General features: G+C 71.1%; 13 protein-coding genes and 1 pseudogene. 9 read left to right on the top strand and 5 right to left on the bottom strand.

Annotated elements, in window-relative coordinates; translation table 11 throughout:
* Window positions 1-18: 18 nt before the first annotated feature.
* Window positions 19-360: pseudogene (locus ACL06G_RS20710) on the bottom strand (phosphotransferase); the annotation flags it as partial.
* Between the two features lie 295 nt (window positions 361-655).
* Between ACL06G_RS20710 and pstS the strand changes: the two are divergent.
* From pstS to ACL06G_RS20680, 6 genes are all read left to right on the top strand, one after another.
* Window positions 656-1,756, top strand: a complete 1,101-nt coding sequence (gene pstS, locus ACL06G_RS20705; protein ID WP_412786419.1) for a phosphate ABC transporter substrate-binding protein PstS — start codon at window positions 656-658, stop codon at window positions 1,754-1,756.
* 127 nt (window positions 1,757-1,883) lie between these two features.
* Complete coding sequence (gene pstC / locus ACL06G_RS20700; RefSeq protein WP_412786420.1) at window positions 1,884-2,825, top strand: phosphate ABC transporter permease subunit PstC; 942 nt, start codon at window positions 1,884-1,886, stop codon at window positions 2,823-2,825.
* A complete protein-coding gene (gene pstA, locus ACL06G_RS20695) occupies window positions 2,825-3,904 on the top strand; it encodes a phosphate ABC transporter permease PstA (protein WP_412786421.1) in 1,080 nt (359 codons plus the stop codon). The genes pstC and pstA overlap by 1 nt, the downstream gene beginning before the upstream one ends.
* A 30-nt stretch (window positions 3,905-3,934) precedes the next feature.
* Window positions 3,935-4,714, top strand: coding sequence for a phosphate ABC transporter ATP-binding protein PstB (gene pstB / locus ACL06G_RS20690; protein WP_412786422.1), 780 nt, complete (start codon window positions 3,935-3,937; stop codon window positions 4,712-4,714).
* 37 nt (window positions 4,715-4,751) lie between these two features.
* On the top strand, window positions 4,752-5,516 hold the full coding sequence (locus ACL06G_RS20685; RefSeq protein WP_412836460.1) for a response regulator transcription factor: 765 nt from the start codon (window positions 4,752-4,754) through the stop codon (window positions 5,514-5,516).
* 173 nt (window positions 5,517-5,689) lie between these two features.
* Complete coding sequence (locus ACL06G_RS20680) at window positions 5,690-6,145, top strand: hypothetical protein (protein WP_412786424.1); 456 nt, start codon at window positions 5,690-5,692, stop codon at window positions 6,143-6,145.
* Between the two features lie 76 nt (window positions 6,146-6,221).
* On the opposite strand, the gene ACL06G_RS20675 is transcribed toward ACL06G_RS20680, so the two are convergent.
* The 4 genes from ACL06G_RS20675 to ACL06G_RS20660 all read right to left on the bottom strand — a co-directional run bounded on the left by ACL06G_RS20675 (window position 6,222) and on the right by ACL06G_RS20660 (window position 9,018).
* The gene (locus ACL06G_RS20675) at window positions 6,222-6,998 is read right to left on the bottom strand and encodes an SDR family NAD(P)-dependent oxidoreductase (RefSeq protein WP_412786425.1); all 777 of its coding nucleotides are present in this window, start codon (window positions 6,996-6,998) and stop codon (window positions 6,222-6,224) included.
* Window positions 6,995-7,411, bottom strand: coding sequence for a hydroxyphenylacetyl-CoA thioesterase PaaI (paaI, locus tag ACL06G_RS20670; RefSeq protein WP_412786426.1), 417 nt, complete (start codon window positions 7,409-7,411; stop codon window positions 6,995-6,997). The genes ACL06G_RS20675 and paaI overlap by 4 nt, the downstream gene beginning before the upstream one ends.
* Before the next feature lie 61 nt (window positions 7,412-7,472).
* On the bottom strand, window positions 7,473-7,973 hold the full coding sequence (locus ACL06G_RS20665; RefSeq protein ID WP_412786427.1) for a methylated-DNA--[protein]-cysteine S-methyltransferase: 501 nt from the start codon (window positions 7,971-7,973) through the stop codon (window positions 7,473-7,475).
* A gap of 19 nt (window positions 7,974-7,992) precedes the next feature.
* Window positions 7,993-9,018 carry a 6-phosphofructokinase gene (locus ACL06G_RS20660; protein WP_412786428.1) on the bottom strand — a complete coding sequence of 342 codons (1,026 nt, stop codon included), beginning with the start codon at window positions 9,016-9,018 and terminating at the stop codon, window positions 7,993-7,995.
* 248 nt (window positions 9,019-9,266) lie between these two features.
* Here ACL06G_RS20660 and pta point away from each other — a divergent pair, with 248 nt between their 5' ends.
* From pta to pyk, 3 genes are read left to right on the top strand one after another with little or no spacing between them, the layout of a single operon-like run.
* Window positions 9,267-11,393: a phosphate acetyltransferase gene (gene pta, locus ACL06G_RS20655; protein WP_412786429.1), complete on the top strand. Its 2,127-nt coding sequence runs from the start codon at window positions 9,267-9,269 to the stop codon at window positions 11,391-11,393.
* Window positions 11,390-12,649, top strand: a complete 1,260-nt coding sequence (locus tag ACL06G_RS20650) for an acetate kinase (RefSeq protein WP_412836459.1) — start codon at window positions 11,390-11,392, stop codon at window positions 12,647-12,649. Before pta ends, ACL06G_RS20650 begins: the two co-directional genes overlap by 4 nt.
* A gap of 53 nt (window positions 12,650-12,702) precedes the next feature.
* Window positions 12,703-14,139 carry a pyruvate kinase gene (gene pyk / locus ACL06G_RS20645; protein ID WP_412836458.1) on the top strand — a complete coding sequence of 479 codons (1,437 nt, stop codon included), beginning with the start codon at window positions 12,703-12,705 and terminating at the stop codon, window positions 14,137-14,139.
* Window positions 14,140-14,172 lie beyond the last annotated feature (33 nt).

Below are 14,172 nucleotides of genomic sequence, written 5' to 3'. Positions count from 1 at the left end.
CGGGGCGGTTCAGTGTGCGACGGTGCCGGGCCCGGGCTCCGCACCGTCGATCCACCGGTACACCGACCAGGCCAACGGGTAGCGCCCGGTGGGCGCTCCGGCGTGCACGGGCCGCGGCACCGCCCAGCTCAGCAGCGGCGCCAGGCGGGGGAGCCACTCCTGCTCCTTCCGCAGGGACGGCGCCCCGCCGGGAGTCCGGGGAAGGCGGACCAGGAGGTCGTGGCCCAGCCGGTACATGGTGTTGTCGGTGCCGCCGCCGGTGGGGAACAGCGGCAGACCCGCCCACTGCGGGCACTGCTCCTCCAGCAGTGCCCTGATCAGCGCTTCGTCGACCGGGATCTCGTCCTCGTGAAGTACCACCCGGAGAGTCTCACCGCGGGACGGGCGGCCGCGCCAACGGTTTCCGCACGCACACGCGCACGCGGCCGGACGGGCTGGGTCCTGCGGGTTCTCCGACGTGGATCGGCACGCGCGAGACCCAACGGTTACCCCGACGCGATGTGACCGTGACGACCCGCCTCCGCCGCCCGGCGTTCTTCGGCCGTTCACCCGAGTCGCACGGAGGGGCCACGTCCCGCTCCTACGTTCTGGGGCGATCGATTGTTGTTCACCGGTCGGCCGGAGCCGAGCGGACACAGTGTGGAAGAGGTCAATTGTGAAGGGCTTTCCCCTGAAGCGGATGGTCGCCATCCCGGCTGCGGCGGCCATGGCGTTCGGTCTGGTCGCCTGCGGATCGTCGAACGAGTCCGGCGACAACGGCGGCGGCTCGGACAAGGGCATGCAGCTGTCCGGCACCCTGTCCGGAGCGGGCGCCAGCTCCCAGGACGCCGCCCAGCAGGGCTGGTCGGCGGGCTTCCTCGAGAAGAACCCCGACGTGACCATCAACTACGACCCGATCGGTTCCGGTGGCGGTCGTGAGCAGTTCATCAACGGCGGCAGCGACTTCGGTGGCACCGACGCCTACCTCGACGACGAGGAAGTCGCCGGTGCCGAGAAGCGCTGCGGCGAGCTGGTCGAGGTGCCCGTCTACATCTCCCCGATCGCCCTGATCTTCAAGGTCGACGGCGTGGACGAGCTGAAGCTGAAGCCGGAGACGGTCGCCAAGATCTTCAATCAGAAGATCACCAAGTGGAACGACCCGGAGATCGCGAAGACGAACCCCGACGCGAAGCTGCCGGACACGGCGATCACCCCGGTGAACCGCTCCGACGAGTCGGGCACCACCGAGAACTTCGTCGAGTACCTCTCGGCCGCCGCCCCGGACGCCTGGCCGCACGAAGTCAGCGGTGACTGGCCGGTGAAGGGCGGCGAGGCCGCCCAGGGCACCTCCGGTGTCGTCCAGGCCGTCAAGAACGGCTCGGGCACCATCGGTTACGCCGACGCCAGCCAGGCCGGCGACCTCTCGACCGTCCAGGTCGGCGTCGGCGAGGAGTTCGTCGGCTACTCCCCCGAGGCCGCGGCCAAGGTCGTCGAGGTCTCCGAGCGCGTGAAGGGCCGCGGCGAGTACGACTTCGCCTACGACCTGGCACGCGACACCAAGGAGTCCGGCGCCTACCCGATCGTCCTCGTCTCCTACGCCATGGCGTGCTCGGAGTACGACGACAAGAAGACCGCCGAGCTGGTCAAGGGCTACCTCTCCTACATGGTCAGCGAGGACGGCCAGGCTGCCGCCGCCGACGCCGCGGGCTCCGCCCCGCTCTCGGACGAGCTGCGCAAGCAGATCATGCCCGCGGTCGAGGCCATCTCCGCCGGCTGATCGCCGACACGGCCGACGGGCCCGGACAGCTCTCTCGGGCTGCCCGGGCCGTCGGCCGTCCCGGCGCAGCCGCGTGCCGGGACGCCGGACGCCGCACCGAACGGCCCTGACGAAGGTAGGAACACCAGTGGCTCCGACCACCGAGAAACAACGCGCGAAGGCGCCCGTGCGCGCCGGGGACCGGCTGTTCGCCGGCGCCTCCACCGGTGCGGGCATCCTCATCCTCGCGATGCTCGCCGGCGTGGCGGCCTTCCTGGTCGCCGAAGCCTGGCCGGCCCTCACCGCGCCCGCGGAACGCGTGTCCGGAGGCGAGGGCCTCGTCCTGTACGTGTGGCCGCTGCTCTTCGGCACACTGCTGTCCGCCACCTTCGCGCTGCTCATCGCCGCACCGCTCGCGGTGGCCATCGCCCTCTTCCTCACCCGGTACGCGAACCGCCGGGTGGCCTCCGCGCTGGGCTACGTCATCGACCTGCTGGCGGCCGTACCGAGCATCATCTTCGGCCTGTGGGGGCTCTCCCGGCTCGCACCGCTGACCGTGGAGCCGACCGGATGGCTCGCGCAGAACCTCGGCTTCGTGCCCTTCTTCGAGGGCCCGGCCTCCGCGACGGGACGCACCATGCTGACCGCCTCGCTGGTTCTCGCCATCATGATCCTTCCGATCAGCACCGCAGTCGTCCGGGAAGCGTTCGTACAGACACCGCGGTTGCACGAGGAGGCCGCGTGGGCCCTCGGCGCCACGCGGTTCGAGATGATCCGGATGGCGGTGCTGCCGTACGGCAGGTCGGCGATCGTCGGCGGCTCCATGCTGGGCCTGGGACGCGCGCTCGGCGAGACGATGGCCGTGGCCATGGTGCTCTCCCCGTCCGGGGGCGTCACCCTCAACCTGATCAGCAACGGCAACCCCTCGACGATCGCCGCCAACATCGCGCTGCAGTTCCCGGAGTCGACGGGGCTGAACATCAACACGCTGATCGCCTCCGGCCTCGTCCTCTTCGCCGTGACACTCGCCGTCAACATGGCGGCCCGCGCGGTGATCAACCGTCGCCGCGAATTCTCGGGAGCCAACTGATGTCCACTCCGAGCACACTCGACACGAAGGACGCGCCCGCCTCCCCGGACGCGGAACCCCTGACCCACGGCACCCTGCCGCGGAAGGCGGCACCCGCCACCCTCGCCGCTTTCCTGCTGCTCGGTACCGCACTGCTGTGGGCGGGCTGGAACCCGGCACTGTGCGGCATCGTCGCGGCCGTCGGCTACACGGCGACGGTCTATCTGTGGTCCCGCGTCGTCGAGGACGCCAGGTCGGCGGCGGACCGGCTGGTCACCGCCGTCGTCGCGGGAGCGTTCTGCCTGGCCATGCTGCCGCTGGTTTCGGTGCTGACGACGGTCGTCACCCAGGGTCTCGCACGGTTCGACGTCACCTTCTTCACCAACTCCATGCGCGGCGTGGTCGGTGAGGGCGGCGGCATCCACCACGCGCTGATGGGCACACTCATCATCACCGGCATGACGGCACTCATCTCGGTGCCGGTGGGGCTCCTGACCGCGATCTACCTGGTCGAGTACGGCACCGGCAAGCTGGCGAAGGCCATCACCTTCTTCGTCGACGTCATGACCGGCATCCCCTCGATCGTGGCCGGCCTCTTCGCCTACGCCCTGTTCGCCCTGGTGCTGGGACCGGGGGTGCGGATGGGCATCATGGGCGCCGTCGCGCTGAGCGTGCTGATGATCCCCGTCGTCGTGCGCTCCGCGGAGGAGATGCTCAAGCTCGTCCCCAACGAACTGCGCGAGGCGTCCTACGCGCTGGGTGTACCGAAGTGGCGGACCATCTCCAAGGTGGTGCTGCCCACCTCCCTCGCGGGCATCGCCACCGGCGTCACGCTGGCCGTCGCCCGCGTCATCGGGGAGACGGCCCCTCTCCTGATCACGGTCGGCATCACCAGCAGCGACAACTTCAACCCGTTCGACTCCCGGATGGCCACGCTGTCCGTCTTCTCCTACTACGAGTACGTCACCCCCGGCTTCCCCGCGGAGGCCTCGCTCGACCGCGCCTGGGGGGCGGCACTCGTCCTGATCATCATCGTGATGGCTCTGAACCTCGTGGCGCGCCTGGTGTCCCGGCTGTTCGCGCCCAAGGCCCGTGGCTGAGCCGACCCCCACTCCGACAAGGAAGAACCCGTGGCCAAGCACATCGAGGTCAAGGACCTCGACATCATGTACGACAACTTCCTGGCCGTGCAGGGCGTCTCGATGCACATCGACCCGGGAGCGGTGACGGCGCTCATCGGCCCTTCCGGCTGCGGCAAGTCCTCCTTCCTGCGCGCGCTCAACCGGATGCACGAACTCGTGCCCGGAGCCCGGGTGTCGGGCAGTGTGACCATGGACGGACAGGACCTCTACGGGCCCGCCGTGGATCCGGTGCGGGTGCGCCGCCACATCGGCATGGTGTTCCAGCGTCCCAATCCCTTCCCCACGCTGTCGGTGTACGACAACGTCGCCGCCGGGCTCCGCCTGAACAAGCGCAAGGCACGGAAGTCCGAGACCGATCCGCTGGTGGAGGAGGCCCTGCGATCCGCCAATCTCTGGAGCGAGGTCAAGGACCGGCTGCACCGCCCCGGTTCGGCCCTCTCCGGCGGGCAGCAGCAGCGCCTGTGCATCGCCCGCGCCATCGCGGTGCAGCCCGACGTGCTGCTGATGGACGAACCCTGCTCCGCGCTCGACCCCATCTCGACGCAGGCCGTCGAGGATCTCGTCGTCGAACTCAAGTCCAGCTACACGATCGTGGTCGTCACGCACAACATGCAGCAGGCGCAACGCATCAGCGACACCACGGGGTTCTTCAACCTGCAGGCGGTCGGACGCCCCGGAGAACTCGTGGAGATCGGCAGCACCGCACAGATCTTCACCAACCCCGCGGAGAAGGCGACGGAGGACTACGTCTCCGGCCGCTTCGGATGAGCGCCGCGGCGGGTGCCGGCAGACGGAGGTGCAGCGGATGACGACAGTCCGGGACACTGCGGAACACGCGGCCGCACGCGCCGCGGTGGCCCGCCGCCACCAGACCCCCTCCGCACCGATGATGCTGGTGGCGGACCCGGACCCGGACCTCCGGCGGGAGGTCGCCGACCGGTGGAGCGGGCAGCACGTGACGGTGATCCAGTGCGGGGACGGCGCGTCGGCGCTGCTGGAGACCGGTGTGCTGCAGCCGGAACTGCTGCTCCTCGCCGCCGACCTGCCGGTGCTCGACGGACTGTCCGTGCTGCGGACGGTGCGCCGGCGGATGACGCTGCCCGTCGTGTTCGGCCTCGCGGGAGGGCAGGGCGCGCTGTCGGCGTCGGCCATGGCTGCCGGCGCCGACGAATGCATCCGCAGGCCCTACGGGCCGCGGGACATGAGACGGCTGCTGCGCCTGGTGAGCCACAGCGACCACCCGCGGGGACATCAACTGAGGTACGGCACATTGACGCTCGACGAGGCGGCCCTGACCGTGGAGGTGGGTGGCTCAGGGCCGATCCAGCTGACGCTGCTGGAGTTCCGGCTCCTGCGCCTGCTGATGCGCGACGCGGGACGGATCGTGCCCCGCGAGCGGATCATCAGCCAGTTGTGGGGCCCGCGCGCGCCGCGCTCCAACACTCTGAGCGTGCACATCCAGCGGCTGCGCCGGAGGCTGGGGGACGACCCGCAGCGTCCCCGGACGATACAGACCGTCCGGGGGGTGGGGTACCGGCTCGTGCCCCCGGACGGCGGGGGAAGGCGCTGACCGGAGGGGCGGCGGCAGTCTCGGCGGTGACGGCCGCTGCGTTTGCTCCTCGCCCCCCCCCCGCACGACTCCTGCACCGAGTGGAATGTCATGTGCACCACCCGTAGACTGACGCCACACCACCTGCGCATCGGGCCGACCGCCGATGCGCCCGAACTACGGGGAGATCACCTGTGCGCAGGACACTCGCGTCCCTCCTGACCGCCTGCGGCATGACCGCTGCCGCTCTCACCTTCGCACCCGCCGCGCACGCCGCCGGCAACTACGGCTGCAGCGGTTCCCTCATCGACAGCTACGAAGTCGGGAACCAGGGCAGCAACTGGGGAACGACCTACCTGTACTACGACGCCTCCTCCGGTGAGAACTGCGCCGTCACGGTGAAGAGCGACCTCGGCTACAAGGGCACCGCTTCTCTCACCAGGGTGCAGCTGGAGCGCTGCTCGTCGTCGACACCGCATGTGTGCGGAGACACGGACGCCTCCGTCGAGGACAGCGGCCAGTACGCCTACTACGCCGGGCCGATCACCCTGAACGCGGCGGGCAAGTGCATCAACATCGCCACCGAGATCTGGGACCCGACCCAGGTGGAGGTGGCGGCCACCTCGCGCACGGCCGTGCACTGCGGCTGATCCTCCAGCACGAAAGCTGCAGCACCCGGGGAGCCCTCGCCCGAGCACACGGCCAGGGCTCCCCGCCGCGTGGACGCTAACCGGTGCGGTGCACCTTGTGGTGCGCCGCCTGCGCACGCGGCCGGACCACGAGCAGGTCGATGTTCACGTGCGGCGGACGGCCGGCCGCCCATGCCACGGTGTCGGCGACGTCCTCCGCGGTGAGCGGGTCCGGCACTCCCTCGTAGACGGCTGCGGCCCTCTCCGCGTCGCCCCGCATGCGGTTGAGGGCGAACTCCTCCGTCTGCACCATGCCGGGGGCGACCTCCACGACCCTCACCGGGCGGCCGCACAGCTCCAGTCGCAGCGACGCCGCGAGCGCGTGCTGGCCGTGCTTGGCCGCCGCGTAGCCGCCCCCGCCCTCGTAGGCGACGAAGGCGGCCGTGGAGGAGAGGACCACCACCGTGCCCTCCGCCTCCTCGAGCCGGGGCAGCAGTGCCTGCGTGAGGTGCAGAGTGCCGAGCACGTTCACCTCGTACATGGTGCGCCAGTCCGCGGGGTCGGCATCCCCGATGTGCTCCACGCCGAGCGCGCCACCGGCGTTGTTCACCAGCACCTTCACGGGGCCGAGCGAACGGGCCAGCTCTCCGACGGCCTCGCGGTCGGTGACGTCCAGCGGACGGACCTCGGCGCTGCCGCCCTCCTCCGCGATCGCGGATGCCACGGCACCCAGGCGGTCCGTGCGCCGCCCGGTGAGGACGACGTGATGGCCCTCGGCCGCCAGCCGGCGGGACGTCGCGGCACCGATGCCGCTGCCCGCGCCGGTGACGACCGCGGTGGGAGCGTTCTGCCCCGTCAGGGGTTCCCTTGTCATGATCGGCCCTCGCTGGTGCGCTGGACGGTACGGCTGCGGCCACGGAACTCGGCGACCACCTCGTCGCCCCGGAGCACGGTCACGTCGTAGAGACCGCTGCGGCCGAAGCGGGTGCGCTCGGTGGCAACGGCGGTGAGCACGTCGCCCTCCTTGGCGGAGGCCACGAACGTGACATCGGCCCCCGCGGCGACGGTGACCGGCCCGTGGCTGTTGCAGGCGCAGGCGAACGCGGTGTCGGCAAGGGTGAAGACGAACCCGCCGTGCGCGATGCCGTGACCGTTCACCATGTCCTCGGTGATGGTCATCCTCACCCGTGCCGCGCCGTCACCGGCCTCCAGCAGCTCCATCCCGAGCCGCCGCGAGGCGTCGTCGGCCTCGAACATCCGGTGTGCCGCGTTGCTCTCGCTGCTCATCCGCCGATCGTATCGGCCGCAGCGGCTCCGCAGGAGCGGGGTGCCGCCGCTGCGGAGCGGTTCAGAACAGCCGGTCCGCGGTGGCGGCGGGGGGCTCCTCCAGCGCGAGCAGGAACCGTTTGCGGTGCAGTCCTCCGGCGAACCCGGTGAGGGTTCCGTCGGCTCCCACGACCCGGTGGCAGGGCACGACGATGCTCAGCGGATTGCTGCCGTTGGCGGTGCCGACCGCCTGGGCCAGGCCCGGGGAGCCCAGTTCGCGGGCCAGATCGCCATAGGTGCGGGTCTCGCCGTACGGGATCGCTCGCAGCAGGCTCCACACGCGCTGCCGGAACGCACCGCCGCGCGGGGCGAGAGGCAGGTCGAACACGGTGCGTTCGCCCGCGAAGTACTCCGCCAGCTGACGCCGCGTCCCGGGGAACGCGGCGTCCTCGCGCGGCCCGAAGGTCTCGCGCGGCGGCATCCGCAGGTGGCCGGGGAAGTACAGCGCCGTCAGGGCGTCGCCGTCGGCCACCACGGTGAGTTCACCCAGCGGCGAGGCGATCCGGGTGTGCCGGACGGTCACCGCTCTCCTCCCTCTGCTGTCAGAAGACCGACTCGGTCTCGTCCATGCGGTCCTGCGGCACCCGCTTGAGCTCGCTGACGCCGTCGGCCAGCGGAACCATCAGGATGTCCGTGCCGCGCAGCGCCGTCATCATGCCGAACGCGCCGCGGTGGGCCGCCTCCACGGCGTGCCACCCGAAGCGGGTGGCCAGCACCCGGTCGTACGCGGTCGGGGTACCGCCGCGCTGCACGTGGCCGAGGATGACGGGCTTGGCCTCCTTGCCGACGCGGTGTTCCAGTTCGGCGGCGAGCCGGTTGCCGATACCGGCGAAGCGCTCGTGCCCGTACTGGTCGATGACGCCCTTCTCGTACGGCATGGACCCCTCGGCCGGGTGGGCGCCCTCGGCGACGCAGATCAACGCGAACTTCTTGCCGCGGGCGAAACGCTCCTCGACCATCTTGGCGAGTTCGTCCACCTCGAAGTTGCGCTCCGGCACGCAGATCGCGTGGGCGCCCGCGGCCATGCCCGCCTCCAGGGCGATCCAGCCGGCGTGGCGCCCCATGACCTCGACGACCATGACGCGCTGGTGGGACTCCGCGGTCGTCTTGAGGCGGTCCATCGCCTCGGTGGCGACGCCGACCGCCGTGTCGAAACCGAAGGTGCGGTCGGTGGCGGAGATGTCGTTGTCGATCGTCTTCGGCACCCCGACGACGGGCAGGCCCGCGTCGGCGAGCATGCGGGCCGCGCTCAGCGTGCCCTCGCCGCCGATGGGGATGAGCGCGTCGAGCGCCAGGCTCTCGACGAGCTCCTCGGAGTTCTCGCACGCCTCGGCGAGCCGTGCGCGTTCGAGTCGGGAGGAACCCAGGACGGTGCCGCCCCGGGCGAGGATGCCGCTGACGGAGTTGATGTCGAGTTCCCGGTAGCGGCCCTCGAGGAGGCCGCGGAAGCCGTCCTCGAAACCGATCACCTGGTCGCCCCTGTCGGCGACGGCACGATGGACGACGGACCGGATCACCGCGTTCAGGCCGGGGCAGTCGCCGCCCGCTGTGAGGACTCCGATGCGCATGAGCTTCGCTTCTCCTGCTCGCTGAGCTGAGGGCACGCTGGCAGCTGTGGCAGCGTCGGGTGCTGAGCGGGTCGATTGTTTCACGAAGTGAACACAGGGGGCAGGGCCTGTCCGGCATGCGGTCCGCTCCGACGCGCCCGCCGACAGTCCTCGCGGTTACCGTCAGGAGTAGGGTCCGCCCGGCGGGACGCGGCATCGCGGTGGGCGGCGCACGGTGACCGTCGCCGAGGGAGCGAGGGAGAGCACGCGTGGCGCGCAGTGTGTACGTGGCCGGTGTGGAGCGGGGGGACGGCCGCCAGGTCGTCGAGCTGGGGCTCATGGAACTCCTGACCCGGCAGGTGGACCGCGTCGGGGTGTTCCGGCCGCTCGCCCACGACGGACCGGATCCGATCCACGATCTGCTGCGGGCGCGCTACCGGCTGAGGCAGCCCGCGGGCGCGATCGTGGGGCTCGGGTACGACGAGGCGGCCGCGCTGCTGGCGGAGAAGGGCACGGACGAACTGGTGGCGCGGCTCGTCGACCGGTTCCATGCCGTGGCGGCCGACTACGAGGCCGTACTGGTGCTGGGAACGGACTTCGCCGATACCGGCCTGCCCGCGGAGCTGGCGCTCAACGCCCGGCTGGCGAACGAGCTGGGGTCGTCCGTGCTGGCCGTCGTCGGGGCCCACGACCGGACGGCCGACTCCGTGGTCTCCGAGGTCCGGAACACGCATCACACCTACGTTTCGCTGGGCTGCGAGATCCTCGCCGTGGTCGCCAACCGGTTCCAGGGGGCCGACGCCCGCGGTCTCGCCCGGAAACTCGACAGCCGCGTGCCCGAGCCGGTGTACGTGCTGCCGGAGGAACCGGCGCTCTCCGCGCCCACGGTGGCGCAGGTGCAGGAGGCGCTGGGGGCCACGGTGCTGCTGGGCGACCCGGCGGGGCTCTCCCGCGACGTGCGGGACTTCGTCTTCGGCGGCGCCCACCTTCCGACCTTCCTGCCCGCACTCACCGAAGGGTGCCTGGTGATCACGCCGGGCGACAGGGCCGACCTGATCGTCGGCTCGCTCGCCGCCCACTCGGCGGGCTCCCCCGCGATCTCCGGGTTGCTGCTGACGCTGGACGCACGTCCGGGGCCCGAGACGATGGCGCTCGCCGAGCGGCTCGCCCCGGGCACGCCCGTACTGGCGGTGACGGGGAGCTCGTTCCCCACGGCGGCTGAGCTCTTCGCGCTGGAGGGCAGGCTGACGGCCGCCACACCGCGGAAGGCCGAGGTGGCGCTCGGCCTGTTCGAGCGGCACGTGGACACCGCACAGCTCACGGACCGGCTCTCGGTGGTCCGCAGCGTGCGGGTCACTCCGATGATGTTCGAGCACGAGTTGATCGAACGGGCCCGGACGCAGCGACGCATGATCGTCCTGCCCGAAGGGTCCGAGGAGCGGGTGCTCCGCGCGGCGGAGGTACTGCTGAGGCGGGACGTGTGCGACCTGACGCTGCTCGGCGATCCGACCGCGCTGCGCAGGCGCACCGCGGAACTGGGCATCGATCTCCCGCTCCTGGCGGACGGGGAGATCGCCGAGACTCCTGCGGCGACGGCCCGCGTCGTGGATCCGCAGACCTCGCCGCTGCGCGAGCGGTTCACCGAGCTGTACGCGCGGCTGCGGGCGCACCGGGGCGCGACCTGGGAACTCGCCTACGACGTGGTGGCGGACGTGTCGTACTTCGGCACGCTGATGGTGCGCGAGGGGTTGGCCGACGGGATGGTGTCGGGGGCGGCGCACTCCACCGCCGCCACGATCCGGCCCGCCTTCGAGGTCATCAAGACCAACGCCGAGGCCGCGATCGTGTCGTCGGTGTTCTTCATGTGCCTGGCGGACCGCGTACTCGCCTACGCCGACTGCGCGGTCGTCCCGGAGCCCGACGCCGAGCAACTGGCGGACATCGCGGTGCAGTCGGCCGCCACCGCCGCCCGGTTCGGGGTGGAGCCGCGCGTCGCGATGCTCTCCTACTCGACCGGGGGCTCGGGGTCGGGGACCGAGGTGGACAAGGTGCGCCGGGCCACGGACCTCGTCCGCTCCAGGCGGCCCGAGCTGCCGGTGGAGGGTCCGATCCAGTACGACGCGGCGGTGGAACCGTCGGTGGCGGCGACGAAACTGCCCGGCTCCGAGGTGGCCGGCCGGGCGACGGTCCTGGTCTTCCCCGACCTGAACACCGGCAACAACACCTACAAGGCGGTGCAGCGCTCGGCCGGCGCGGTGGCGGTCGGGCCGGTGCTGCAGGGGTTGCGCAAGCCGGTCAACGACCTCTCGCGCGGTGCCCTGGTCAGCGACATCGTCAACACCGTGGCCATCACCGCCGTCCAGGCGCAGGGGTCCGGAACAGGGGTCCGCCGATGACCGGCAGCGGCTCCGGGCACACGCTGGTGATGGTGCTCAACTCCGGCTCGTCGTCGTTGAAGTACCAGCTCCTGGACATGCGGGACGATTCCCGGTTGGCCACGGGTGCGGTGGAGCGGATCGGGGAGCGCACCTCGCTCCTGACCCACACCCGCCACGGTGGCTCGGGCCCGGGAGAGGAACGGCGCACGCGTGAGGGCCGGATCGCCGACCACGAGGACGCGTTGAAGGCGGTCGGACAGGAGCTGGCGGCCGACGGCACGGGGCTGGAGTCCCCCCGGCTGGCCGCCGTCGGGCACCGGGTCGTGCACGGCGGGCAGCGGTTCACCGCCCCCACGGTGATCGACGATGCGGTGATCGCCGAGATCGAGCGGCTGGTGCCGGTGGCACCGTTGCACAATCCCGCGAACCTGACCGGCATCCGCACGGCCCGCGCGCTGGCTCCGCACCTGCCGCAGGTCGCCGTGTTCGACACCGCCTTCCACACCACGCTGCCCGAGCACGCCGCCCGCTACGCGATCGATGTCGCGACGGCCGACGCGCACCGCATCCGCCGCTACGGTTTCCACGGCACCTCGCACGCCTACGTCTCCCGCCGGGCCGCCGAGCTGCTGGAGCGCGACCCGGCCGACGTCAACCTCATCGTGCTGCACCTAGGCAACGGCGCCTCGGCGGCTGCGGTGCGCGGCGGGGTCTGCGTGGAGACCTCCATGGGGCTCACGCCGCTGGAGGGCCTGGTCATGGGCACCCGGAGCGGCGATGTGGATCCCGCGGTCGTCTTCCACCTCTCACGCGTGGCCGGGATGTCGGTGGACGAGGTGGATACCCTCCTCAACCGCCGCAGCGGACTGGCCGGCCTGTGCGGGGAGAACGACATGCGGGAGATCCGCAGACGCGTCGGGGAGGGCGACGAGGCCGCCCGCCTGGCGTTCGACGTCTACGTCCATCGTCTGAAGAAGTACATCGGCGCCTACTGGGCCGTCCTCGGCCGCGTCGACGCGGTGGTGTTCACCGCGGGCGTGGGGGAGAACGCGGCGGAGGTGCGGGCGGCGGCGCTGGAGGGGCTGTCGGGCTGGGGAGCGTCGGTGGATCCCGGGCGCAACGGGGTACGCGACCGTCGGGCGCGGCTGATCTCGCCGCCCGGGGCGGAGGTCGCGGTGGCCGTGGTGCCGACCGACGAGGAGCTGGAGATCGCCCGTCGGACGTTCCGTCTGGTGACCGGTCGCGCCCCGTCACGACATCGCGGAATGTCGTGAGCCGGCCCATCCCCGTACGTTCCGCATTTGAACAAAACCGATAGGATCGCTCCATGCGCCGTTCCAAGATCGTCTGCACGCTGGGTCCCGCCGTCGACTCCTACGAGCAGTTGAAGACACTGCTCGAGGCCGGCATGAACGTGGCCCGCTTCAACATGAGCCACGGCAGCCACCCCGAGCACGAGGAGCGCTACCACAGGCTGCGCAAGGCCGCCGAGGAATCGGGCCGGGCCGTGGGTGTGCTCGCCGACCTGCAGGGGCCGAAGATCCGGCTGGAGACCTTCGCCGAGGGCCCGGTGGAGCTGGTGCGCGGCGAGGAGTTCACCATCACCACCGAGGACGTGGCGGGGGACCGCTCGCAGTGCGGCACCACCTACAAGGGGCTGCCCGGCGACGTGACCAGGGGCGATCAGGTCCTGATCAACGACGGGAACGTGGCGCTCCAAGTGGTCGAGGTCGACGGCCCGAGGGTGCGGTGCATCGTCATCGAGGGCGGCGTGATCTCGGACCACAAGGGCATCAACCTGCCCGGGGCCGCGGTGAACGTGCCCGCGCTGTCCGAGAAGGACGTGGAGGACCTGCGGTTCGCGCTGCGGATGGGCTGCGACATGGTCGCGCTCTCCTTCGTGCGCAACGCTGCCGACGTGCGCGACGTGCACCGCGTGATGGACGAGGTGGGCCGCCGGGTGCCGGTCATCGCCAAGGTGGAGAAGCCGCAGGCGGTGGAGAACATGGAGGAGGTCGTCCTCGCGTTCGACGGCGTGATGGTGGCCCGCGGCGATCTGGCCGTCGAGTACCCGCTGGAGCGCGTGCCCATGGTGCAGAAGCGCCTGATCGAGCTCTGCCGGCGCAACGCGAAGCCGGTGATCGTCGCCACGCAGATGATGGAGTCGATGATCACCAACTCGCGTCCCACCCGCGCCGAGGCGTCGGACGTGGCGAACGCGATCCTCGACGGAGCGGACGCCGTGATGCTCTCCGCCGAATCGTCGGTCGGCCAGTATCCGATCGAGACGGTGAAGACCATGTCGAAGATCGTGCAGGCCGCGGAGCGGGAACTGCTCAGCCACGGACTGCAGCCGCTGGTCAAGGGCAAGAAGCCCCGCACCCAGGGGGGTTCGGTGGCACGCGCCGCCTGCGAGATCGCCGACTTCCTGCACGCGAAGACACTCATCGCCTTCACCAAGTCCGGCGACACCGCGCGCCGGCTGAGCCGCTACCGCGCCGCGCAGCCCATCCTGGCGTTCACCACCGACGCCTCCACCCGCAACCAGCTCACCCTGAGCTGGGGCGTGGACTCCTTCATCGTTCCGCACGTCGACACCACCGACGAGATGGTGGAGCTGGTGGACGCCGAGCTGCTGAAGCTCCAGCGCTACGACGCGGGCGACAAGATGATCATTACGGCCGGTTCACCGCCCGGGATCCCGGGGACCACCAACATGGTCCGGGTGCACCACCTCGGCGGCGCCGAGCAGACGGCGGTCTGACACCGCACGTCGCCTGGGCGCGGGGCGGCGCCC

Source organism: Streptomyces callyspongiae, assembly GCF_047200695.1.
Classification (GTDB): domain Bacteria; phylum Actinomycetota; class Actinomycetes; order Streptomycetales; family Streptomycetaceae; genus Streptomyces.
Note: the sequence above shows the minus strand (reverse complement) of the source record. Positions and strands in the feature narration are given on the sequence as shown.